General features: G+C 71.8%; 18 protein-coding genes and 1 pseudogene. 10 read left to right on the top strand and 9 right to left on the bottom strand.

Features of this window, described 5'->3' with window-relative positions; translation table 11 throughout:
• Positions 1 to 4: 4 nt before the first annotated feature.
• The 3 genes from iolD to iolC form a co-directional block, all read right to left on the bottom strand.
• Complete coding sequence (iolD, locus tag ACWDYJ_RS07655) at positions 5 to 1,873, bottom strand: 3D-(3,5/4)-trihydroxycyclohexane-1,2-dione acylhydrolase (decyclizing) (protein ID WP_451564560.1); 1,869 nt, start codon at positions 1,871 to 1,873, stop codon at positions 5 to 7.
• Entirely contained in the window at positions 1,870 to 2,736 is an 867-nt protein-coding gene (gene iolB / locus ACWDYJ_RS07650) for a 5-deoxy-glucuronate isomerase (RefSeq protein ID WP_451564645.1), read from the bottom strand. Before iolB ends, iolD begins: the two co-directional genes overlap by 4 nt.
• A 472-nt stretch (positions 2,737 to 3,208) precedes the next feature.
• The gene (gene iolC / locus ACWDYJ_RS07645; RefSeq protein WP_451564644.1) at positions 3,209 to 4,141 is read right to left on the bottom strand and encodes a 5-dehydro-2-deoxygluconokinase; all 933 of its coding nucleotides are present in this window, start codon (positions 4,139 to 4,141) and stop codon (positions 3,209 to 3,211) included.
• Positions 4,142 to 4,279: 138 nt separating this feature from the next.
• Here iolC and ACWDYJ_RS07640 point away from each other — a divergent pair, with 138 nt between their 5' ends.
• From ACWDYJ_RS07640 to ACWDYJ_RS07620, 5 genes are all read left to right on the top strand, one after another.
• Entirely contained in the window at positions 4,280 to 5,194 is a 915-nt protein-coding gene (locus ACWDYJ_RS07640) for a sugar phosphate isomerase/epimerase family protein (protein WP_451564559.1), read from the top strand.
• 43 nt (positions 5,195 to 5,237) lie between these two features.
• Positions 5,238 to 6,248 carry a Gfo/Idh/MocA family protein gene (locus ACWDYJ_RS07635; RefSeq protein WP_451564558.1) on the top strand — a complete coding sequence of 337 codons (1,011 nt, stop codon included), beginning with the start codon at positions 5,238 to 5,240 and terminating at the stop codon, positions 6,246 to 6,248.
• Positions 6,249 to 6,478: 230 nt separating this feature from the next.
• Complete coding sequence (locus ACWDYJ_RS07630; RefSeq protein WP_451564557.1) at positions 6,479 to 6,679, top strand: helix-turn-helix transcriptional regulator; 201 nt, start codon at positions 6,479 to 6,481, stop codon at positions 6,677 to 6,679.
• Positions 6,680 to 6,812: 133 nt separating this feature from the next.
• A complete protein-coding gene (locus ACWDYJ_RS07625; protein WP_451564556.1) occupies positions 6,813 to 7,046 on the top strand; it encodes a heavy-metal-associated domain-containing protein in 234 nt (77 codons plus the stop codon).
• 100 nt (positions 7,047 to 7,146) lie between these two features.
• On the top strand, positions 7,147 to 9,441 hold the full coding sequence (locus ACWDYJ_RS07620) for a heavy metal translocating P-type ATPase (RefSeq protein WP_451564555.1): 2,295 nt from the start codon (positions 7,147 to 7,149) through the stop codon (positions 9,439 to 9,441).
• Positions 9,442 to 9,840: 399 nt separating this feature from the next.
• On the opposite strand, the gene ACWDYJ_RS07615 is transcribed toward ACWDYJ_RS07620, so the two are convergent.
• Positions 9,841 to 11,130, bottom strand: coding sequence for a citrate synthase (locus ACWDYJ_RS07615; protein ID WP_451564554.1), 1,290 nt, complete (start codon positions 11,128 to 11,130; stop codon positions 9,841 to 9,843).
• Between the two features lie 182 nt (positions 11,131 to 11,312).
• Positions 11,313 to 13,556 (bottom strand): SF1B family DNA helicase RecD2, encoded by a 2,244-nt coding sequence (recD2, locus tag ACWDYJ_RS07610; RefSeq protein WP_451564553.1) that lies wholly within the window; start codon positions 13,554 to 13,556, stop codon positions 11,313 to 11,315.
• A gap of 283 nt (positions 13,557 to 13,839) precedes the next feature.
• On the opposite strand from recD2, the gene ACWDYJ_RS07605 reads away from it, so the two are divergent.
• Together ACWDYJ_RS07605 and ACWDYJ_RS07600 are read left to right on the top strand one after the other, a co-directional pair.
• Positions 13,840 to 14,148 (top strand): hypothetical protein, encoded by a 309-nt coding sequence (locus tag ACWDYJ_RS07605; RefSeq protein ID WP_451564552.1) that lies wholly within the window; start codon positions 13,840 to 13,842, stop codon positions 14,146 to 14,148.
• Positions 14,149 to 14,441: 293 nt separating this feature from the next.
• Positions 14,442 to 14,939: pseudogene (locus ACWDYJ_RS07600) on the top strand (GNAT family N-acetyltransferase); the annotation flags it as partial.
• Here ACWDYJ_RS07600 and ACWDYJ_RS07595 read toward each other — a convergent pair.
• Positions 14,890 to 15,816 carry an EamA family transporter gene (locus tag ACWDYJ_RS07595; RefSeq protein WP_451564551.1) on the bottom strand — a complete coding sequence of 309 codons (927 nt, stop codon included), beginning with the start codon at positions 15,814 to 15,816 and terminating at the stop codon, positions 14,890 to 14,892. The pseudogene ACWDYJ_RS07600 and the gene ACWDYJ_RS07595 overlap by 50 nt on opposite strands.
• Positions 15,817 to 15,921: 105 nt before the next feature.
• Between ACWDYJ_RS07595 and ACWDYJ_RS07590 the strand changes: the two genes are divergently transcribed.
• Entirely contained in the window at positions 15,922 to 16,830 is a 909-nt protein-coding gene (locus ACWDYJ_RS07590; protein ID WP_451564550.1) for a LysR family transcriptional regulator, read from the top strand.
• Positions 16,831 to 17,202: 372 nt separating this feature from the next.
• Entirely contained in the window at positions 17,203 to 19,005 is a 1,803-nt protein-coding gene (locus tag ACWDYJ_RS07585; protein ID WP_451564643.1) for a glycoside hydrolase family 3 protein, read from the top strand.
• 24 nt (positions 19,006 to 19,029) lie between these two features.
• Here ACWDYJ_RS07585 and ACWDYJ_RS07580 read toward each other — a convergent pair whose 3' ends face one another.
• The 3 genes from ACWDYJ_RS07580 to ACWDYJ_RS07570 form a co-directional block, all read right to left on the bottom strand.
• The gene (locus tag ACWDYJ_RS07580) at positions 19,030 to 20,463 is read right to left on the bottom strand and encodes a S28 family serine protease (protein WP_451564549.1); all 1,434 of its coding nucleotides are present in this window, start codon (positions 20,461 to 20,463) and stop codon (positions 19,030 to 19,032) included.
• An 84-nt stretch (positions 20,464 to 20,547) separates the two neighbouring features.
• Entirely contained in the window at positions 20,548 to 20,910 is a 363-nt protein-coding gene (locus tag ACWDYJ_RS07575; protein WP_451564548.1) for a hypothetical protein, read from the bottom strand.
• 123 nt (positions 20,911 to 21,033) lie between these two features.
• Positions 21,034 to 22,626 (bottom strand): aldehyde dehydrogenase family protein, encoded by a 1,593-nt coding sequence (locus tag ACWDYJ_RS07570; RefSeq protein WP_451564547.1) that lies wholly within the window; start codon positions 22,624 to 22,626, stop codon positions 21,034 to 21,036.
• Positions 22,627 to 22,725: 99 nt separating this feature from the next.
• Here ACWDYJ_RS07570 and ACWDYJ_RS07565 point away from each other — a divergent pair, with 99 nt between their 5' ends.
• Positions 22,726 to 23,280 carry an EF-hand domain-containing protein gene (locus ACWDYJ_RS07565; protein WP_451564546.1) on the top strand — a complete coding sequence of 185 codons (555 nt, stop codon included), beginning with the start codon at positions 22,726 to 22,728 and terminating at the stop codon, positions 23,278 to 23,280.
• Position 23,281 lies beyond the last annotated feature (1 nt).

Raw genomic sequence — 23,281 nt, 5'->3', positions numbered from 1 at the left:
TCCTTCACAGATGGCGACGTCGCTGCGCGGCTTGCCGGTCGTACTCTTCGCGGGCCGCCGCCGCGGACCCGCGGGTCGCGGTCTCGGCCACAGGAACATCCCACCACGCCTGCGCGGGGGGCGGGCCCGACACAGTGTCGGGTGTTCGGGTCTGTGCGTAGACACATGTGGGACGGTCCGCTTCACGCGCCTCGGCCAGGGCTTTTCGCAGGTCACCGATGGTGCGGGTGCGGATGACGGCCATCCCGAGGGAGGCGGCGTTCGCCGCGAGGTCCACCGGAAGGGGGTCGCCGTCGTACGCGCCGTCCGGCCCTCGGAAGCGGTACGCCGTACCGAAGCCCTCGCCGCCCACCGCCCGCGACAGGCCGCCGATGGAGGCGTAGCCGTGGTTGTCGAGGACGACCAGCTTGAGGGGGATGCCCTCCTGGACCGCGGTGACGATCTCGGTGGGGTTCATCAGGTACGTGCCGTCACCGACGAGCGCCCACACGGGGCGGCCGGGCGCGGCCAGGGCCGTGCCGATCGCGGCCGGGATCTCGTAGCCCATGCAGGAGTACCCGTACTCCACGTGGTACTGGTCGGCGGAGCGGGTGCGCCACAGCTTGTGCAGGTCCCCGGGGAGCGATCCGGCGGCGTTGATCAGGATGTCGGTGTCGTCGACGAGCCCGTCGAGCAGGCCGAGGACCTGGACCTGGGTGGGCTCGGCGTCCTCGTCGGGGGTGGCGTAGGCCTGGTCGACGCGGGCCTCCCAGTCCGCCTTCGCGGCCGTGTACTCCTGCTCGTACGCGGGGTCGACCCGGTATCCGCGCAGACCCGCCGCCAGCGAGCGCAGTCCGGCACGGGCGTCGGTGACCACGGGCAGGGCGGCCAGCTTGTGCGCGTCGAAGCCCGCGATGTTCAGGTTCACGAAACGGGCGTCCGGATTCTGGAAGAGGGTGGCCGACGCGGTGGTGAAGTCGGTGTAGCGGGTACCGACGCCCAGGACGAGATCGGCGGTACGGGCGAGATCGTTGGCGGTGGCCGTCCCGGTGTGTCCGACGCCGCCCACGTCCGCGGGGTGGTCGAACCGCAGCGAGCCCTTGCCCGCCTGGGTGGAGGCGACGGGGATGCCGGTCGTCTCCACCAGCGTCCGCAAGGCCCCGTGGCCGGCGCTGTGGCGCACTCCGCCCCCGGCGACGATCAGCGGACGCCGGGCCGCGCGCACCGCGGCGCAGGCGGCGGCCCACGCGTCGGGGTCCGGTTGTGGCGCGCTGATGTACCACACCCGCTCGGCGAAGAACTCCTCGGGCCAGTCGTACGCCTCCACCTGTACGTCCTGCGGCAGGGCCAGGGTGACGGCGCCGGTCTGCACGGGGTCGGTGAGCACCCGCATCGCCTGGAGGGCGGCCGGGATCAGGGCCTCGGGGCGGGTGACGCGGTCGAAGTAGCGGGAGACGGGCCGCAGGGTGTCGTTGACGGAGATGTCACCCGCGTAGGGCACTTCGAGCTGCTGGAGGACGGGATCGGCGGGCCGGGTGGCGAAGGTGTCCCCCGGGAGGAGGAGGACCGGGATGTGGTTGACCGTGGCGAGCGCGGCCCCGGTGACGAGGTTGGTCGCCCCCGGCCCGATGGAGGTGGTCACGGCGTGCGCCGAGAGCCGTCCGCTCTGCCGGGCGAACCCGACGGCGGCGTGCACCATGGCCTGCTCGTTGCGCCCCTGGAGGAACGGCATGGCCTCGGGGCCGCTCTCCAGCAGCGCCTGCCCGATCCCGGCGACGTTCCCGTGCCCGAAGATCCCCCAGGTCGCGGCGATCAGCCGGTGCCGGCGGCCGTCGCGCTCGGTGTACTGGCGGCCCAGGAACCGTACGAGGGCCTGGGCGACGGTGAGCCTCACTCATCCTCCGTGGGGTGGAACGGCAGGCGCGGGTCGATGTCCTGACCGGCCCAGGTCTCCCGGATCCAGCCGTGGTCGGGGTGGTCCCGGATCAGCCACTCCCGCGTACGGTCCGGTCCGGCCATCACGTTCAGGTAGTACATGTCGTGGCCGGGCGCCGCGATGGAAGGCCCGTGCCAGCCGTCCGGGATGAGGACCGTGTCGCCGGTCCGCACCTCGGTGAGGATGTCGGTCTTCCCCGCCGGGGAGGGGGTCACGCGCTGGTAGCCGAGGCCGGGGGTGTCGCCGTGCGGGGCGATCTCGAAGTAGTAGATCTCCTCCAGCCGGGATTCCTCGCCGGGGTGGTGCTCGTCGTGCTTGTGGGGCGGGTACGAGGACCAGTTCCCGCCGGGGGTGAGCACCTCGACGGCGATGAGCCGGTCGCAGGGGAAGGCGTCGGCGGAGGCGAAGTTGTTGACCTGGCGGGAGCACGGCCCGGCGCCGCGCAGCTCGACGGGGACACCGGAGGCCGGCCCGTACCGGGCCGGCAGCACCCGCTCGCACCGCGCCCCGACGAGCGCGAACCGCCCTCCGGCGGCGGAGGTGACGTCGGCCCGTGCGCCCCGGGGCAGGTACGCGAAGTCGCTGACCCCGTCGAACACCCGGGCCCGCCCCCGCAGTTCGAAGACCTGAGGGCCACCCCCGGCCTCCACCGAGGCATCATGCGGCTCTCCCTTTCCTCCCGCGGCCACAGGCCGCACGGCGCAGGCCGGGTCGTCCAGCTCCGCCGGAGGCGCGGAGCGGCGGGCGGAGCCCCCGTCTTCCGAACCCGCCGGCGCCGGATCTCGGGCGCGGTCCCGGCCGTCGGGCCCCGCCGCGGGCACCGGGGCGGGGGCAGGGCGGTCGTCCCGCCCGGCGGCAGCAGCCGATTCCGGGGCGGATCCCCGGTCGTCCGGCTGAGCGGCACCCTCGGCTTCCAGCCCTGACGGGGCTCCGGCGCCCGGGGTGCGGCCTCCCGTCTCCAGCCCTACCGGAGGCACGGAGTGCCAGGTGGACGCTCCGCCGCCGCTCCCCGCCGCGGCCACAGGCCGCGCGGCGCAGGCCGGGTCGTCCCGCCGCGCCGCCGACGCCGACTGCCGGGCAGCCGGATCGTCCCGGACCGCCGAAGCCCCGGAATCCCGGTCCCGCACCCGGTCGTTGGAGCCCGCCGCGGACGCCGCGGCCGGGGGTCGGCAGCGAACTTCGCAGGCGCCCGACAAGGGGAGCACGATCCATTCCGACTCCCCGCACAGGTGTGCGTACGTCTCCCCGGGGGCGAGGGCGAGCACGCGCAGACTCGTCCACTCCATCCCCGTCTCAGACTCCACCGGCACCGCCGAGCACCTCCTCCACCTCGTGTGCGAACGGCATCGCCGACGAGCACGCCAGCCGCGACGCCACGATCGCCCCGGCGGCGTTCGCGTACCGCAGCACCCGCTCCAGGTCCCAGCCGGCCAGCAGGCCGTGGCACAGCGCGCCCCCGAACGCGTCCCCGGCCCCCAGTCCGTTGACGACGGTGACCGGCACCGGCGGTACCTCCACCACGGCCCCGTCGCGGTGCGCGGCCAGCACGCCCAGCGGTCCGCGTTTGACGACGGCCAGTTCCACCCCGGCCGCGAGCAGCGCCCGGGCCGCCGCGTACGGGTCGCTCTCGCCGGTCGCGATCTCGCACTCCGCGGTGTTGCCGACGGCCACCGTCGCCAGTCCGAGGGCCCGTTCGTACCAGGGCCCCGGCGGTCCTTCCCACAGCGTCGGCCGCCAGTCCAGGTCGAAGACCGTGGTGCCGGACTTCGACCGGGCCTCCAGCGCGGCAAGGGTCGCGCTCCGGCTCGGTTCCGCGCTCAGCCCCGTACCGGTCATCCAGAAGACGCGGGCCGCCCGTACGGCCTCCCGGTCCACCTCGTCCGCCTCGATCTCCAGGTCGGGGGCCTTGGGAAGCCGGTAGAAGTACAGCGGGAAGTCGTCCGGCGGGAAGATCTCGCAGAAGGTGACGGGCGTCGGGTACCGCGCCACCTCGCCCACCCACCGGTCGTCGACGCCGAATCCCCGCAGCTCGGCCCGCAGGTACGCCCCGAAGGGGTCGGCCCCGGTCCGGGTGATCACCGCGGTCCGCCGCCCCAGCCGGGCGCCCGCGACGGCCACGTTCGCCGGCGAACCGCCGAGGAACTTGCCGAAGGTGTCCGCCTCGGCGAGTGGTACCCCGGTCTTCAGCGGGTAGAGATCCACCCCGATCCGCCCCATCGTGATCAGGTCGTACGCGGCACCCTCGTTCGCGCCGCCGCCGTACGCGGCGCCGCCCTCCGCAAACCCGTCCGCCTCGGTCACACCAGGCCCTCCTCCCACTCGTCCTCCCCGTACCCTCGAACCTCGCACCCTAAGGTGGCCGTCATGACGTCCTCCCCGCCCGCGTTGACCCGTATCCGCATCGGTTCGGCTCCGGACTCCTGGGGTGTCTGGTTCCCGGAGGACCCCCGGCAGACCCCCTGGGAGCGGTTCCTCGACGAGGTGTCCGACGCCGGGTACGAGTGGATCGAACTCGGCCCCTACGGCTATCTGCCCACCGATCCGGCCCGCCTCGCCGACGAGACCGCCAAGCGCGGCCTGCGGGTGTCCGCCGGCACGGTCTTCACCGGACTCCATCACGGGCCCGCCGTCTGGGAGCAGACCTGGGAGCACGTGTCGCGGATCGCGGCGCTCACGCAGGCGATGGGGGCGGACCGGCTCGTCGTCATCCCCTCCTTCTGGCGCGACGACAAGAGCGGCGTGGTGCTGGAGGACCCGGTCCTGACCCCCGCGCAATGGCACGAACTCGCCTCCCAGACCGACCGCCTGGGCAGGGAGGTCCTGGACCGGTTCGGGCTGCGGATCGCCGTCCATCCGCACGCGGACACCCACATCGACACCCCGCGCAACGTGGCCCGCATGCTGGACGCCACCGACCCCGCGCTGGTCTCCCTGTGCCTGGACACCGGGCACTACGCGTACTGCGGCGGGGACAGCGTCGAGGCGATCGAGACCTTCGGGGAGCGGATCGGCTACCTGCACCTCAAGCAGGTGGACCCGCGGATCCTGGCCGAAGTGATGGCGGAGCAGCTGCCCTTCGGCCCGGCCGTGGCGCGCGGGGTGATGTGCGAACCGCCGTCGGGCGTGCCCGCCATGGAGCCCGTACTGGCCGCGGCGCAGGCGCTCGGGGTGGACCTGTTCGCCATCGTGGAGCAGGACATGTACCCGTGCCCGCCGGATCGGCCGCTGCCCATCGCCCGCCGCACCCGCGCGTTCCTGCGCTCCTGCGGCGCCCGTTGACCCGTACGGCTCCCCGACCCGACTTCCCCGGAGGCAACAGCACATGAGCACGCTCGGCATCGCGGTCATCGGTACCGGGAAGATGGGCGCCGACCACGTCCGCCGCATCGGCGCCGCGGTCGGCGGGGCGCGGGTGGTGGCCGTGGCCGACCCGGACGGCGACCGGGTCAAGGAGATCGCCGCGGCGCTGGACGGCGTGGCCGGGTACACCGACCCGGCGGCCGCGATAGCCGCGCCCGGGGTGGACGCCGTCCTGATCGCCTCACCAGGGCCCGCCCACGAGGAAGCGATTCTGCACGCCCTGGAACGGGAGTTGCCGGTGCTCTGCGAGAAGCCGCTGACTCCGGATCCGCAGGGCGCCCTGCGGGTGCTGGAGGCGGAGCGGCGCCTCGGCCGGCGCCTGGTGCAGGTCGGGTTCATGCGGCGCCACGACGCCGAGTACGAGCGGCTCAAGGAGCTGCTCGACGCGGGCGGGATCGGCCGGCCGCTCTTCCTGCACTGCCGCCACCGCAACGCCTCCTCGCCGTCCTTCTTCACCAGCGACATGCTGATCAGCGATTCCGTGGTGCACGAGGTCGACGCCGCCCGCTGGCTGCTGGGCCAGGAGATCACGGCCGTAACCGTGCTGTCCCCGACGCCTTCCTCGGCCGCGCCCGAGGGACTGCGTGATCCGCGGCTGGTGCTGCTGGAGACCTCGGGCGGGGCGATCGTCGACGTGGAGATCTTCGTCAACTGCGGTTTCGGCTACCAGGTCCAGTGCGAGGCGGTCGGCGAATCCGGCACCGCCCGCATCGGCGACGGCCTCTCGATGGTCGTCCAGTCGGGCGGCCGGTGGGGCGGGGAGATCGCCCAGGACTTCACCACGCGGTTCGCCGACGCCTACGACCGCCAGGTGCGGCGCTGGGTGGCGGCGGCCGCGCGGGGCCGGGTGGACGGACCGGACGCGTGGGACGGCTACGCCGCAGCCGCCGTGTCCGAGGCGGGGCTCGCCGCCGCGCGCCGCGGCGTACGGACCGAGGTCCACCTGGTGGAGCGGCCGGACCTGTACCGCTGACCGGCCTCTCCACCCGGCGGCTCCTGTGTCACAGCTGTCACGGAAGTCTCCTTCGTGTCACACATATCCGCATGACGCGGGTTTTGGGTCACAGGCGGTCGACAAGCCCTCCCCTCCCTTCACCGAGCGTCGTTCTCCGGGCACAACCCGAGTGATCGTCACTGTCCGCGCACCGGCTCCCCCGACGGCCTCCCGGCCGCCCCCGCGGCGTGGACAAGGAGGTGTCGTGGATGAGCGACCGTCAGCTGTGGTCGTACAAGGAGATCGCCGCCCATATCCGGGTGCAGCCGGACACCGTGCGCTCCTACCGCAAGCACGGGCTGCTGCCGGCGCCCGACCACGTGGAGGGCGGCAAGCCGTACTGGTTCGCCGACACCATCCGGACCTGGGTGGCGCGCCGCCCCGGCAACCGGGGCCGCCGCGAGGACTGACCGGCCGCCGACGGCCCAGGGGCGGGGCTCACCCCCGACTCCGCCCTCCCGTCCACGCCCGGCGCGGGTGTTCGCATTTATACCCCCCAGGGGTATAATCTGTGAACAGAGCCCCCTGAAAGAGGAGAACGACATGACCGCCGAAACCGCCGTCACCGCCGTGTACAAGGTCACCGGCATGACCTGCGGGCACTGCGAGGGCGCCGTGACCGCCGAGCTCACCGCCCTGCCGGGCGTGACCTCGGTCAAGGCCGTCGCCGCCACCGGCGAGGTCACCGTGGTCTCCGCCGCCCCGCTGGCCGAGGCGGACGTACGCGCCGCCGTGGACGAGGCCGGGTACGAGCTCGCGGGCCAGGCGCAGGCATAAGCGCCACCTCTCTTCCGCACCACCCGCCGGGTCGTACCGGCCGGCTCACACCCGGCTCATACTGGTTCCGTACGACCCGGCCACCCCCCTGGAGCCGGGCATGAGCGGCACAGTGCGCGAGGGAACCATGGCGGAGGCTGACACGGCCGAGGTCGAGCTGACCATCGGCGGAATGACCTGCGCCTCCTGCGCGGCCCGCATCGAGAAGAAGCTGAACCGCATGGACGGGGTCAGCGCCACGGTGAACTACGCCACCGAGAAGGCGCGGGTCTCGTACGGCGGTGGGATCCAGGTCTCCGATCTGATCGCCACCGTGGTGAAGACCGGGTACACCGCCCAGAAGCCCCCGCCGCCGGCGCCCGAGCCGCAGGCCGAGCCGTCCGGGGCCGCCGCCCCGGCGGTGGGCGACGCGGAGCTGACGGCGCTCGGCCGACGGCTGCTCGTCTCCGCGGTCCTCGCGCTGCCCGTCGTCCTGCTCGCCATGGTCCCCGCCCTCCAGTTCGACAACTGGCAGTGGCTCTCCCTCACCCTCGCCGCCCCGGTCGTCGTGTGGGGCGCGCTGCCCTTCCACACGGCCGCCTGGACGAACGCCCGGCACGGCGCCGCCACCATGGACACCCTGGTCTCCATCGGCACCCTGGCCGCCTTCGCCTGGTCCCTGTGGGCACTGTTCTTCGGCCACGCGGGCATGCCCGGCATGCGGCACGGCTTCGACCTCTTCACGGTTCAGGGGGGCACGGTCTCCCGTACGGACGGCTCCTCCGCCATCTACCTGGAGGTGGCGGCGGGCGTCACCAGCTTCATCCTGCTCGGCCGGTACCTGGAGGCCCGCTCCAAGCGGAAGGCCGGCGCGGCCCTGAAGGCCCTGATGGAACTGGGCGCCAAGGACGTCGCCGTACGGCGGGGCGGCGCCGAGGTCCGGATCCCGGTGAGCGCGCTCGCGGTCGGCGACCGGTTCGTCGTCCGCCCCGGTGAGAAGATCGCCACCGACGGCACGGTCGTCGAGGGCGCCTCCGCCGTGGACGCCTCCATGCTGACCGGTGAATCGCTGCCGGTCGACGTCGCCGTCGGCGACCGCGTCACCGGCGCCACCGTCAACGCCTCCGGCCGCATCGTCGTGGAGGCCACCCGGATCGGGGCCGACACCCAGCTCGCCCGCATGGCCCGGCTGGTCGAGGAAGCGCAGAACGGCAAGGCCGAGGTGCAGCGCCTCGCCGACCGGATCTCCGGCGTCTTCGTCCCCGTCGTCCTCGTCCTGGCGCTCGGCACCTGGACCACCTGGCTGCTGATCACCGACGACCCGACCGCCGCCTTCACCGCCGCCGTGGCCGTCCTGATCATCGCCTGCCCCTGCGCCCTTGGCCTGGCCACCCCGACCGCGCTGATGGTCGGCACCGGCCGGGGCGCGCAGCTCGGCATCCTGATCAAAGGTCCGGAGGTGCTGGAGTCCACCCGCCGCGTGGACACCGTCGTCCTGGACAAGACCGGAACCGTCACCACCGGGCGGATGACCCTGTCGGGCGTGCACCTCGCCGAGGGCGTCGACGAGAAGGAGCTGCTGCGGCTGGCGGGCTCGCTGGAGCACGCCTCCGAGCACCCGATCGCCCGCGCGATCGCCACCGGCGCCGCCGAGCGCGCGGGCGACCTCCCGGCCGCGGAGGACTTCCACAACCTCTCCGGGCTGGGCGTCCAGGGCGTGGTCGACGGTCACTCCGTACTCGTGGGCCGCGAGCGGCTGCTGGCCGACCGGGCGATCACCCTGCCCCCGGCCCTCACCGAGGCCAAGGCCGCCGCCGAGGCCGCGGGCAGCACCGCCGTCCTGGTGGCCTGGGACGGCGAGGCGCGGGGGGTCCTGACCGTGGCCGACGCCGTCAAGGAGACCAGCGCCGAGGCGGTCTCACGGCTGCGGGCGCTCGGCCTGACCCCGGTGCTGCTGACCGGCGACAACCGGGCCGTGGCCGAGACGGTGGCCCGCGCGGTGGGCATCGACGAGGTGATCTCCGAGGTGCTCCCGCAGGACAAGGTGGACGTCGTACGCCGCCTCCAGACCCAGGGCCGTACGGTCGCCATGGTGGGCGACGGGGTCAACGACGCGGCGGCGCTCGCCCAGGCCGACCTGGGCCTGGCCATGGGCACCGGCACCGACGCGGCCATCGAGGCGGGCGACCTGACCCTCGTACGGGGCGACCTGCGGGTGGCGGCGGACGCGATCCGGCTCTCACGCCGGACCCTCGCCACCATCAAGGGAAACCTGTTCTGGGCCTTCGGCTACAACGTGGCGGCCCTGCCGCTGGCGGCCGCCGGCCTGCTCAATCCGATGATCGCGGGAGCCGCGATGGCCTTCTCCTCGGTCTTCGTGGTGACCAACAGCCTGCGGCTGCGCTCGTTCCGCTAGTGGGTCTCCTCCGCCATCTCTCCACACGTCCTTCACAGGAGACGCAGATCACAGCGATGGCAACGTAACCATCCGGGGTCGTCATGGGTCTAATGAGGGCGATGCCAGAAACGTCTTGGGGGACGTTTCACGGAGGTCCTGGGGGACATCCGACAGGCATCGGCCGGCCGGGACGCGTGCCCGCGGGAGCCTTGAGCGGCCCTCCCGACCCGAACGGGTACCGGCAGACACCGACGCCCCGGCTCGGGTCCCGTGGGGGGAATCCGTTCCGGGGAAAGGAAAGCGCCCCGACCGTCGACCCGTGGGGGGATCGGCGGCGGGGCGCTTTTCGTACACCGCTTGCCGTATGCGTGACGCCGCTGCTCGGCGCGGCTGCTCGGCGCGGCTGAGGGCCTCGGGTCAGCGGGCCTCTACCGGTACGAAGTCGCGCAGGACCTCGCCGGTGTAGATCTGCCGCGGGCGGCCGATGCGGGAGCCGGGCTCCTTGATCATCTCGTGCCACTGGGCGATCCAGCCGGGAAGCCGGCCGAGCGCGAAGAGCACGGTGAACATCTCGGTCGGGAAGCCCATGGCCCGGTAGATCAGACCGGTGTAGAAGTCCACGTTCGGGTAGAGGTTGCGCTCGACGAAGTACGAGTCGGCCAGCGCGTGCTCTTCCAGCTTGAGCGCGATGTCGAGCAGCTCGTCGCTCTTGCCGAGCGCCGAGAGGACGTCGTGGGCCGCCGCCTTGATGATCTTCGCCCGGGGGTCGAAGCTCTTGTAGACGCGGTGCCCGAAGCCCATGAGGCGGACGCCGTCTTCCTTGTTCTTCACCTTGCGGATGAAGGCGTCGACATCGCCGCCGTCGTTCTTGATGCCTTCCAGCATCTCGAGGACGGACTGGTTGGCGCCACCGTGCAGCGGACCCCAGAGGGCGGAGATCCCGGCGGAGATCGAGGCGAACATGTTCGCCTGCGAGGAGCCGACCAGACGCACGGTGGAGGTCGAGCAGTTCTGCTCGTGGTCCGCGTGCAGGATCAGCAGCTTGTCGAGCGCGGCGACCACGACCGGGTCCAGGTCGTACTCCTGGGCCGGCACGGAGAAGGTCATGCGCAGGAAGTTCTCGACGTAGCCGAGGTCGTTGCGCGGGTAGACCACCGGGTGGCCGACCGACTTCTTGTACGCGTAGGCCGCGATCGTCGGCAGCTTGGCCAGGAGTCGGATCGTCGAGAGGTTCCGCTGCTTCTCGTCGAACGGGTTGTGGCTGTCCTGGTAGAACGTCGACAGCGCGCTGACCACCGAGGACAGCATCGCCATCGGGTGCGCGTCACGCGGGAAGCCGTCGTAGAACCGCTTGACGTCCTCGTGCAGCAGCGTGTGCTGGGTGATCTCGTTGCGGAACGACGCGAGCTGGTCGACGGTCGGCAGCTCCCCGTTGATCAGCAGGTAGGCGACCTCGATGAAGGTCGAGCGCTCCGCCAGCTGCTCGATCGGGTAGCCGCGGTAACGCAGGATTCCCTGCTCGCCGTCGAGGTACGTAATGGCGGACTTATAGGCGGCGGTGTTCCCGTAGCCGCTGTCCAGAGTGACGAGCCCGGTCTGGGCCCTCAGCTTCGCGATGTCGAAGCCCTGGTCACCGACAGTGCTTTCGACCACCGGGTAGGTGTATTCACCGTCCGCGTACCGGAGTACTACAGAGTTGTCGCTCACGTCATCCCTCACCGACGTAGTGCCTCTTCTTCGAGGTGCCCTGACTGCCTCTACCTTCCCCCATTTGGCGCAGGAGAGTGCACTCGGGGTCGGCCTTTGGTCTATTTGACGGCACTGAGTGCCGTCAAGCTGCTCATCCTGCCCGCTCCGCACCGGAGCCGGAACCCCAAATGATCGATCATCTAGGTGATGTTTCCCACCGGTATGCGTCCGGACAGCCGCGCGGCGACCGCCGTGTACCTCCTGCCTGCGGAAACCGTACGCACCGCTTGGCCGAGGGCCTTGCGGGACCCGACGAGGACGACCAGTTTCTTCGCCCTGGTCACCGCCGTATAGAGCAGATTGCGCTGGAGCATCATCCAAGCCCCCGTGGTGACCGGGATCACCACGGCCGGGTATTCACTCCCCTGGGACCGGTGGATGGTGACGGCGTAGGCGTGGGCGAGCTCGTCCAGCTCGGAGAACTCGTACGCCACTTCCTCGTCCTCCTCCGTACGGATGGTCAGGCGCTGTTCGTCCGGATCGATACCGGTGACCACGCCGACCGTGCCGTTGAAGACACCGTTGGCCCCCTTCTCGTAGTTGTTCCGGATCTGGGTCACCTTGTCGCCCACCCGGAAGACCCGGCCGCCGAACCGCTTCTCGGGGAGGTCCGGCCGGGCCGGGGTGATCGCCTGCTGGAGCAGCCCGTTGAGGTTGCCCGCGCCGGCCGGGCCGCGGTGCATGGGTGCGAGGACCTGGATGTCCCGGCGGGGGTCCAGTCCGAATCGGGCCGGAATGCGACGGGCGGCCACGTCCACGGCGAGGAGCCCGGCCGCTTCGGTGTCCTCCTCGGGGAAGAGGAAGAAGTCCGGCAGGCCGTCGGTGATGGGCAGGACACCGGTGTTGATGCGGTGGGCGTTGGTGACGACGCCCGACTGCTGGGCCTGCCGGAAGATCCGGGTCAGCCGGACCGCGGGCACCGGGCCGTCCTCGGCCAGCAGGTCCCGCAGCACCTCCCCCGCGCCGACCGACGGAAGCTGGTCCACATCGCCGACCAGCAGCAGGTGTGCCCCCGGGGCGACGGCCTTGACCAGTTTGTTGGCGAGCAGCAGGTCGAGCATCGAGGCCTCGTCGACCACGACCAGGTCCGCGTCCAGCGGCCGGTCCCGGTCGTACGCCGCGTCCCCGCCGGGCTTCAGCTCCAGCAGCCGGTGCACGGTCGAGGCCTCGGCCCCGGTCAGCTCGGAGAGCCGTTTCGCCGCGCGGCCGGTGGGGGCGGCGAGGACCACCTTGGCCTTCTTGGCACGGGCCAGCTCCACGATGGAGCGCACGGTGAAGGACTTCCCGCAGCCGGGCCCGCCGGTGAGGACGGCGACCCGCCGGGTAAGGGCGAGGCGCACCGCGTCCCGCTGCTCGGGGGCGAGGGCGGCCCCGGTGCGCCCGGCCAGCCAGCCGAGGGCCTTCTCCCAGTCCACGTCCTGGAAGCCGGGCATCCGGTCCTCCTCGGCGTGCAGCAGCCGGCGGACCTGGCCGACCAGCGACAGTTCGGCCCGGTGGAAGGGGACCAGGAAGACCGCGGTGAGCGGCGGGCCGCCCTGCGGGTCGGGCACGGACTCCCGTACGACTCCCTCCGGATCGGCGGCGAGCTCGGCGAGGCATTCGATGACCAGCCCGGTGTCCACCTGGAGCAGCTTGACCCCGTCGGAGATGAGCCGCTCCTCGGGCAGGAAGCAGTGGCCCTGGTCGGTGGACTGGGACAGGGCGTACTGGAGCCCGGCCTTGACCCGCTCGGGACTGTCGTGCGGGATCCCGACGGCCTGGGCGATCCGGTCGGCGGTGAGGAAGCCGATGCCCCACACGTCGGCGGCGAGCCGGTACGGCTGGTTCCTCACCACCGAGATGGACGCGTCGCCGTACTTCTTGTAGATGCGCACGGCGATGGAGGTGGAGACGCCGACGCCCTGGAGGAAGACCATGACCTCTTTGATGGCCTTCTGCTCCTCCCAGGCGGCGCCGATCAGCTTCGTCCGCTTGGGGCCGAGGCCGGGGACCTCGACGAGCCGTTTCGGCTCGGTCTCGATGACGTCGAGGGTGTCGGTGCCGAAGTGGTCCACGATCCGCTCGGCGATCTTCGGGCCGATGCCCTTGATGAGCCCGGAGCCGAGGTAGCGGCGGATGCCCTGGATGGTGGCGGGGAGGATGGTGGAGTAGTTCTCCACGCTGAACTGCTTGCCGTACTGGGGGTGCGAGCCCCAACGGCCCTCCATGCGCAGGGATTCACCGGGCTGCGCGCCCAGGAGCGATCCGACGACGGTCAGCAGGTCGCCGCCGCCCCGGCCGGTGTCGACCCGGGCGACCGTGTAGCCGCTCTCCTCGTTGGCGTAGGTGATGCGCTCCAGCACGCCCTCGAGGACCGCCAGTTGCACCGCCCCGTTGGTTGTCATGCCACGACGCTACCGCCCGCCGCCGACAGCCCACCGCCGCCTGTGGACAAAGGGGGCCCGTGGACGAACGAAAGGGGGTCCGGCCTCACGGCCGGACCCCCTCACGGTTACCCCTCCCTCGTCGGACTTCCCGATCCCCCCGGATCCCCACCCGGAAGTGCCGACGCACCGTACGACCCACGATCGGCGCGCAGGGTTGCACCGGGATCCGGAGCTTTACCTACCTGTTATCCGAGACCGACCCGAGGTGCCGTCAAATCGGCACACAAGTAGCGTTTCCGCCATGAGCGAATCTTCATTCGAGACGGACGTGCTCGCCGAGCTCGGCGACGACAAGCTGACCGAGATCGCCGGACTGCTCGGCACCGACGTCGACGGCGCCCGCGACACCGTCGCGCAGACCGTCAGCCGGGTCGTCGAGCTGCTCATCCCGGCGGTGCTGGCCGTCTTCGCCAAGCGCGCCGCCTCCGGCAAGGGCGGCGCGGGCACGCCGACGGCCGGCCCGGGGACGGGTCCGGCGAGGGGCACCGGCCCGGAGGGCGGCGGCCTCGGGGACCTGCTGGGCCAGATCCTCGGCGGCGGCAAGAAGTAACCGTTCCTGTGGGAGTTGGCCATGGTTGGCCGCATCGCCGAAAACCAGACGTTTCCGCCTGGTTGCCCCGCGAACGGTCTTCGGGGGCACAGGGGCCGGTATCGAGCTCGGCGTATCGCGTCTTCTCCGCTTGCTGCGGTTGCGACGGAGGCCCCACTTGGCCAACAGTGCCCAACGGCGCAACGAACGGTTACCAACCGGTACGGCGCAGGGCGGAGCCGGGAGGTACGAGCCGTGCCCCGGCGCCGCCGCGCGCGCTATCCTCGGGCGCCATGAAGACCTCGGGCGGACAGGTGCGGCTGCGGGATCCGGAGCCCGGTGAGCTGGGCTGGATCGTTCAGCGGCACGGCGCGCTCTACGCGGCCGAGTACGGCTGGAACCAGGAGTTCGAGGGCCTGGTGGCCCGGGTCGTCGCGGACTTCGCCGAGGATCACGATCCCCACCTGGAGCGGGTCTGGATCGCCGAGTCCGCCGGCCGCCCGGTCGGGTCGGTGATGTGCGTACGCGAGGACGGCGCGCCGGGTACCGCGCGGCTGAGACTGCTCCTGGTGGAGCCCGAGGCGCGCGGCCACGGCGTCGGCGAGCTGCTGGTGGACACCGTCGTCGCCTTCGCCCGCTCGGTGGGCTACCGCGAACTGGTGCTGTGGACCAACGACGTACTGACCTCGGCCCGGTCCCTCTACCAGCGCGCCGGATTCACCCTGGTCGCCGAGCAGTCGCACCGCTCGTACGGCGTCACGCTCACGGGGCAGGACTGGCGGCTGCCGCTGCGGGAGCATTCCCCGCGCTGACCCGTTCGCTCCAACTGCGCGGGCGCGCGGGGGCCAGCGAGGTCAGCCCCACCCCGCCCACCAGCAGGAGCGCCGCCAGCCAGCGCAGTGCGGAGATCCCCTCGCCGAGCAGCAGCGCGGCCGAGGACATCCCGAAGACCGGCACCAGCAGCGAGAACGGCGCCACCGACGAGGCCGGGTAGCGGCGCAGCAGGTACCCCCAGGCGCCGAAGCCGAAGACGGTGGACACCCAGGCGACGTACGCGATGACGCCCACGGCGGACCAGTCCAGGGCGCGCAGCGCGGCCAGGTCCCGCTCGGGCCCCTCCAGCAGCAGCGAGAGCGCGAACAGCGGCAGTACGGGGACCGTGCACACCCAGACCATGAAGTTCAGGGCGTCGGGCGGGGACGCCCTGCGGGTCAGCACGTTGGACACGCCCCAGCAGGCGGCGGCCGCGACGACCAGGACGAAGCCCGTCACCGGCCCGGAGACGCCCTGGTCCACGGCCGCGACCGCGATCCCGGCGAGCGCCACGCCCATGCCCAGCAGCCGCACCGGGCCGGGCCGTTCGCGCAGCACGACGGTGGCGAGGACGGCGGTGAAGACGGCCTGGATCTGGAGCACGAGGGAGGACAGCCCGGCCGGCATCCCGGCGGCCATGCCGGTGAAGAGCAGGCCGAACTTGGCGATGCCTAGGGCGATTCCGACGCCGAGGATCCACTTCCAGGCCACCTTGGGGCGGCCGACGAAGAACACGGCGGGCAGGGCCGCGACGAGGAAGCGCAGGGCGGACAGGAGCAGCGGCGGGAAGTGGTCGAGGCCGATCTCGATGACGACGAAGTTGAAGCCCCAGACGGCGGCGACCAGGACGGCGAGTGCGGTGTGTACGGGACGCATGGTGTGAGCATCGACGCCCGGACCATGTAGCACCAGCGCGAATCTCTTCCTGGTTGGATGAAGCATTGCTTACGAATGGGTCGGCGGTGCGCCTACGATGGGCGCATGCTCGACCTGTCCCGGCTGCGCGCCCTGCACGCCGTCTCCGTCCACGGCTCGGTGGCGGGCGCCGCGGCTGCCCTCGGCTACACCCCTTCCGCCGTCTCGCAGCAGATCGCCAAGCTGGAGCGGGAGACCCGCACCACGCTGCTGGAGCGGCGCGGGCGCGGGGTGGCGCTCACCGAGGAGGCGCTCCATCTGGCCGACACCGCACAGGAGTTGCTGGCGATCGTGGAGCGCGCCGAGACGACGCTGGAGGAGCGGCGCGGGCAGCCGAGCGGGCTGCTGACGGTGGCCGCCTTCGCCTCGGCGGCGCGGGGGCTCCTGCCGGGGGTGCTCGCCGATCTGGCTCACCGTCATCCGGCGCTGGACGTACGCCTGACAGAGGTGGACCCCCATCTCTCGGTGGACCTGGTGGCCCGGGGCGTCACCGATCTGGCGGTGGCCCACGACTGGGACATCGCCCCGCTGCCCGCCCCCGAGGGCGTGGAACAGGCGGTGATCGGGGACGACCGGTGCGATCTGGTCGTCCCGGCCGGGCATCCCTTCACGACCCGGCGCCTGGTGCGGCGCGCGGATCTCGGGGGCCAGCGGTGGGTGTGCCAGCCGCCGGGCCGGGTCTGCCACGACTGGCTGGTGCGAACCCTGCGCATGGCCGGGTTCGAGCCCGACATCGCGCACGTGGCCGAGGAGAACCACACCATCGTCGCCCTGGTCGCCGCCGGGCTCGGGGTCGCCGTGGTGCCCCGGCTGGGCACGGGTGCGCTGCCGCCGGGTGCGGTGGCCGTCCCCCTCGAACCAGGCCCCGTACGCCGGTTGTACGCCCTGTGGCGGACGGGAGCGGCCCGCCGGCCCGCGATCACCGAGGCCGTCCGGACACTCCAGGAGCACTGGGCCTGCGCAGCCCCTGGGTAGCCCCCCAAATGGCTCCACTTCCGGGGGCCTCCCGAGTGTCCGTCACTCTGAGGCCGTATCCCGGCAGTAGGGTCGGCGCGTGCCGTACCAAGCGTCTCTGACTGGCGTAGCGATCCCGCAGGATTCACGCACGGCAAAATGCCGGACATGCGCCAATCGTCTTCGTGCCCTGGTGCCGACCAATTTACCGGTGGCCCGTGTGAGCACGTCCCTCCGGACGCTGGCTGGCCCAGCCTGCACGGCTATAAGGCCGAGGAGGGTGCCCGACGTCGCCTGGGCGCCGGGCGTGCACACACACTGTGTCACGACATCGCTACGGATCGCCAGTTGAAGCGGCAAGCCTCCCGTCGGACCCTGCTCGCCGCGGTCGCCATGGCCGCCGCCACGGCCGCCGGAGCCTTCACCTCCGCCATGGGCCCCGACCCGGCGCCCGACGGCTCGCGCTCCGGCGACCGACCGCCCCGCCAGGGCCCCGGTCGCCACCCGGACCGGGCGCGGCTGCGCGCCCTGGTGGCCGGGATGAGCCTGGCCGAGAAGGTCGGGCAGCTCTTCGTCTCCCGGGCCTACGGGCATTCGGCGACCGACCCCGATCCGGCGGACGCCGAGAAGAACCTGGCGCTGTTCGGGGTGCGCACCGCCGCCGAGCTGGTCTCCCGCTACCACCTCGGCGGGATCATCTACTTCGCATGGGCGCACAACACCCGCACCCCGCACCAGATCGCCGACCTCTCGGGCGGTCTCCAGCGGGCCGCCCTGACCTCCGGACCCCGCATCCCGCTGCTGCTCTCCACCGACCAGGAGCACGGCGCCGTCGCCCGCATCGGCAAGCCCGCGACCCTGCTCCCCGGGGCGATGGCGCTCGGTGCGCAGCACGCCGCGACCGGCTCCACCGCCGACGCCCGCCGGGCCGCGCGCATCGCGGGGGCCGAACTGGCCGCCCTGGGCATCCGGCAGGACTACGCGCCGGTGGCCGACGTCAACGTGAATCCCGCCAATCCGGTGATCGGCGTACGCTCCTTCGGCTCCGACCCTCGCGCGGTGGCGGCCCTGGTCGCCGCCCAGGTCCGCGGCTACCAGGGCGCCGGGGTGGCCGCCGCCGCCAAGCACTTCCCCGGACACGGGGACACCGAGACCGACAGCCACGTCGGGCTGCCGGTGATGCGGCACACCCGCGCCGTCTGGGAGGAACTGGACGAGCCACCCTTCCGGGCGGCGGTGGAGGCCGGCGTGGACGCCGTCATGACGGCGCACATCGTCTTCCCCGCGCTCGATCCTTCGGGGGATCCGGCGACCCTCTCCCGGCCGATCGTCACCGGCATCCTGCGCGAACGCCTCGGCTTCCGGGGGGTGGTGGTCACCGACGCGCTCGACATGGCCGGGGTCCGCCAGAAGTACGGGGACGACCGGGTCCCGGTCCTGGCGCTCAAGGCAGGTTGCGACCAGCTGCTGAACCCGCCGGACCTGAGACTCGCGCACCGCAGCGTGCTGGCGGCCGTCGAGGCGGGCGAGCTGACGGAGCAGCGGATCGAGGAGTCTGTGCTGCGCATCCTGGAACTCAAGTCCCGCCGGGGCCTGTTCGCCGAGGCGGGCACCTCCGCCGAACGGGTCGACACGACGGTCGGCATCCCGGAACACCTGGCCGCCGCCGACGAGATCGCGGCCGCCACGACGACCCTGCTGGCCAACCCCGGCGGGCTGCTGCCGCTGGACGCCACGGCCGGGCCCCGGCTGCTGGTCACCGGGACCGACCCGGTGTCCCCCACGGGTACCACGGGACCCCCTACGACGGTCCTGGCGCGGGAGCTGAGCGCTCTGGGCTGCCGGGCGTCGGCCCTGCCGCCGGGGAGAGCCGTGGCGGGCGCTCCGGGGCACGCGGCGGTGCTCGTGTGCACGTACAACGTCCCGGAAGGGGAGAGTCCGCAGCGCACGCTGGTGGCGGAGCTGATCGCGACGGGGGTGCCGGTGGTCCTGGTCGCGATCCGCAACCCGTACGACCCGGCGCGGCTGCCGACCTGCGCGGCGGAGCTGGCGACGTACTCCTGGACGGATGTCGAGATGCGGGCGGCGGCCCGGGTGATCACCGGCGCCCGGCGGCCTGTCGGCCGCCTCCCGGTCCCGGTCCCGGGCCGCTACCTGCGGGGCCACGGGCTGTCGTACCAGCCCGTGGCCCCGTAGAACTCCTGGAAGGAACGGCTGCGGCTACGGTCGCAGCTGCGGCTCGCGCTCCAGGTCCTGCTGGTCGAGCTGCGCGTCCGGGGAGGCCAGCGGCGTCGCCCGGCCCGCGTCGGCGAGCGCGTCGGCGGGTGCCACCCCGGCCCACTGCAGGATCTTCGCGGTGGCCAGGGCCTTCTCGCCCTCCTGGAGCTTGGCGACGTTGGCCCCGTGGTTGGCGCCCGGCGCGATCATCACGTAGCTGTCGCGCGCCCCGTACCCGAGGCGGAACGGTTCAGCGCCCCACGGGTCGTTCTGCCCGTTCACGAACAGCATCTGGTTCGCGTTGTTGCGCACCCAGTTGTCCACGTCCGCCATGGCCCCCGGCTGGAAGGTCATGGGGATGTCGCGCGGCACGAAGTCGCGCGGCGGCTGGTAGCCGTAGCGGCTCAGGTTGCCCAGGTGCGGCTGCTTGATGTCGGGCGAACCGAGCTGCGTACCCGCCTGGTAGTAGTACGGCGTGTACGTCTGAAGACCCTGGTCGGAGTAGGCCGAGAAGCCGGAGATCGCGTCGATCGTGTCCCAGATCTCCTGGTCGCTCGCGGTCGCGGCCGTCGGGATGGCGGCGCAGTCGGCGAGCAGGCTGTACTGCCAGAAGGCCCACACGTAGTCGAGCACGACGGCCTCGAAGGCCTTGTCGAGGTTGCCGACGGTGGTGAAGGTCCAGCCGTTCTCGGCGGCGGCCGCCGCGTACTTGGCCTCCAGCGGCTCACGGCGCACCAGCGCCTCGCGCTGCACGGCGTTCAGCTTGTCGCGGCACTCCTTGGTGCCGACCTTGGCGAAGAACCGGTCGTAGGCCGAGTCCTCCTTGTTGACGACGTCGTTGGGCGCCACGTAGGCGACGACACCGTCCATGTCACGCGGGTAGAAGCGCTCGTAGTACGTCGCCGTCATCCCGCCCTTGCTGCCGCCCGTGGAGATCCAGTTCTTGCTGTAGATCTTCTTGAGGGCGGTGAAGATGCGGTGCTGGTCGCTGGCGGCCTGCCAGATGTCGAGCTTCGCCCAGTTGGCCGGGTCGGGCCGGGAGGGCGTGAAGAAGCGGTACTCCATCGACACCTGGTTGCCGTCGACTATGGTCGTCGGCTCGCTGCGGCGCGGGTTGGTGTTGACGTTGTAGCCCGAGGTGAAGAACACCGTGGGCCGGGAGACGTCCTTGTGCAGCAGGGTCATGCGCTGCTTGAAGGTGCCCTTCCACGGCTGCCGGTGGTCGACCGGCTGCTCGTAGTTCAGTACGAAGAAGCGGTACCCCGGGTACGGCTTCTCCTCGATCAGGCTCATCCCCGGAATGCCGAGGATCTGGTCCTTGATGTCCGTGGCGGCGGTCGGCCCCGCGGCGGTGGCCGCTTGTGCCGTGGCGCCGGCCGCGCCCATGGTGCCGATCAGCACCACGAGCGACAGCAGCCATCCGAGCGTCTTGCGCATTCACCCTCCCCTTGAGTTCACTGTGGTCGCCGTGAACCTAGCTGGGTGAACACACGTCTGAACAGACCTAGTTGGGACGCACCGTCAGCACAGGATCCAGCCGGAATCGACCGATCCGGCCGCCACTTCGCCCCTTACATACACACATCGACTGATCACACCGACGACGACGGGGCCCGTATAGCGGGTGAATTGCCCCGCATCGCGTACGGGAACTCCGCCACGCGCCTGGACGCTCAGCGCCATCCGGCGGCGCTCCCCCGGCTCCCGGGCGACCGTCACCGCACAGACCTGGGTGCGCCCCTTGTAGACGCGCACCTCCCCCTCCGCGAACGGCAGCGTCCTGACCAGCGCGCCCGCGCAGCCGCCGGTCGCGGCCTGGGCGGGCGCCGCCAGCAGTCCCCCGACCCCCAGCGAGAGCGCCGCCCCGAACACCCCCAGCGACACGGCCCACCGCCGGCCGCTCCCCTTCCACCCCTGCAACACCCTGACCCCCCGATCGGTCGTACGTAACACGTACGCCCGTACGACGCGCGGGCCGCCCGGATGGTTGCACGCCGCCCATCGGGGTCAGAGGGCCGCCGACGCGGCGTGGTCGAAGACCGCCTCCCTCGGCCGCAAAGCGGTGGCGTCGGCCACCGATTGGAGGTGGGTGGTGCGTACGGCGGGCTGGTTGGCCTCTCCGAAGATTCCGCCGGTGGCGCCCGTACCGCCGTTGTACGGCAGGACCGGCAGACAGCCGATGTGGGAGTCGTTGACCTTCAGCATGCCTCCGTTGACGACCTCGTCGCAGAAGCGGTCGATGATCTGCCGGTCCTGGGCCCACAGGGAGTTCCGCAGCCCGTAGCGGTTGGCGTTCAGGAAGCCGACGACCTCACCGAACGAGACCGGCGCCTCGGGGACCACCACGCACAGCAGGGGGAAGAAGGTCTCCTCACGGAACGCGCGCAACCGGGCAGCCGCGGCCAGCCCGTCCACCCGGACGACGGCCGGACGGATGAACGGCCCGGCGCCGTCCGGTACGTCGTCCACGTCCACCAGCTCTCCGCCGCACAGCAGTTCGCCGCCGGCCGCCAGCACCTCACCAAGGAACTCACCGAACTCCGCCCGCTTCACCACGGGGCTCAGCACGGTGGCCGGGTCCTCCGGCGGCCCGGGCCGGATGCCGCACACCTGCTCCGCCAGTTCCTTCAGCAGCCGCTCGGCCACGTCCGGGTGGACGATCGCGTACTTCGGGGTCATGCAGATCTGCCCGGATCCGTAGAACCGCTCGCACAGGGCCCGCGCCGCCTGCTCGGTCTCGGCGTCGTGCCAGACCACCACGCCGTCGTTTCCGGACAGTTCGAGGACGGGCTTCTTGCCCGCGTTCACGCACTCCCGCTCCAGCTTGAGGCCCTGCTCGGAGCCGCCGAAGAAGACGATGTCGTCGCAGTCGGGGCTGTCCAGCCACTGGCGCATCACGGCGCGGGCGTGCGTCGAGATGACGTTCAGGGTGCCGGGCGGGGCACCGAGACCGTCCAGGAGCGGAGCCACGATCTCCCGGTAGACGAAGCTGACGCCCAGGGGGGCGGAGGGCGGCGCGTTGACGATCAGGCTGTTGCCCGCCGCCAGCGTCAGAGCGCCGTAGAACGAGTTGGAGGTCGGAGCGTTGCGCGGCGGACTCAGGCAGACCACCCCGTCCGCCTTGCGCACCAGCCGGATCCGCCGGCCGGCCGACGTCCGCTCCGGCTGCCGCAGCTGAGCGGCGAAATCGGCGACGGAATCCGGGTGGAAGGTACTGGCCACGGAAGCCAGCTCCCAGGCGGCCAGCCGCAGGGGATGACCCTCCGCCACCAGCAGGCCGGTCAGCTCCTCGCGCCGCTCGGTGACGGCCCGGTAAATGCCGTGCAGCAGGTCCAGGCGGTCGGCGAGGGGTACCCGGGCCCAGCCGGGCTGGGCCGCGCGGGCGGCGGCCAGGGCGCGCAGCCCCTGCTCCGGGGTGGACATGGCGACGCGGCCGGCGAGGAGGCGGTCGTCGTACGGAAGGTCCTCGCCGCGCTCCAGTCGCGCCTTGAGGGCGAGGACCTCGTACGGCTCACGGAGGAGTTGACCCACCCGGGGCCAGTAGACCCAACGGGTGCCGGACTCTTCGGCGCCGGCCACCCATACCTCGTAAGAGTGCATCCACAACTTCCTAGCGGGAGAACGGGAGTTCCAAGTCAGCCAGGAGATTACGGTAGGTCATCACACGTCTTCACAGGGTAGTCGCGAAAGGCACTTGAAATGACGAACGACCTGCTCGACCGCAAGCTTGAGCGCGCCTTCACCCACCTCGACGCGGACGGCAGCGGTGTCATCGACGCGGACGACATCATCGCGCTCGGAGCCCGGCTCCTGTCGGCGCTCTCCGAGCCCGCCACGTCTCCCAAGGCGACCCAGGTGATGGCGGGGCTCGTCGACTTCTGGCAGGACCTGTTCACCGAGCTGGACATCGACCGGGACGGCAAGGTCACCCCCGAGGAGTACAAGCAGGGCATGACGCGGCTGTACTCGCAGGGCGGGCCCGCCTACGACCGGTCGTTCCGGCCGATGGCGAAGGCGATCCTGACGGTCGTCGACACCAACGGCGACGGGCGCGTCAGCCCCGAGGAGTTCCACAAGGCGCAGCTCGCCTTCGACACCAAGCTGGAGCCGGCCGCTGCGGAGGCGCTCTTCGCGCGGGTCGACAAGAACCACGACGGGTACCTGTCGCTGGACGAACTCCTCGACGCCGTACGCGAGTACTACACCGGTGACGACGAGGACGCCCCCGGCAACCTGCTCTTCGGCGAACTCTGAC

Source organism: Streptomyces sp. NPDC003042, from assembly GCF_053591315.1.
Note: the sequence above shows the minus strand (reverse complement) of the source record. Positions and strands in the feature narration are given on the sequence as shown.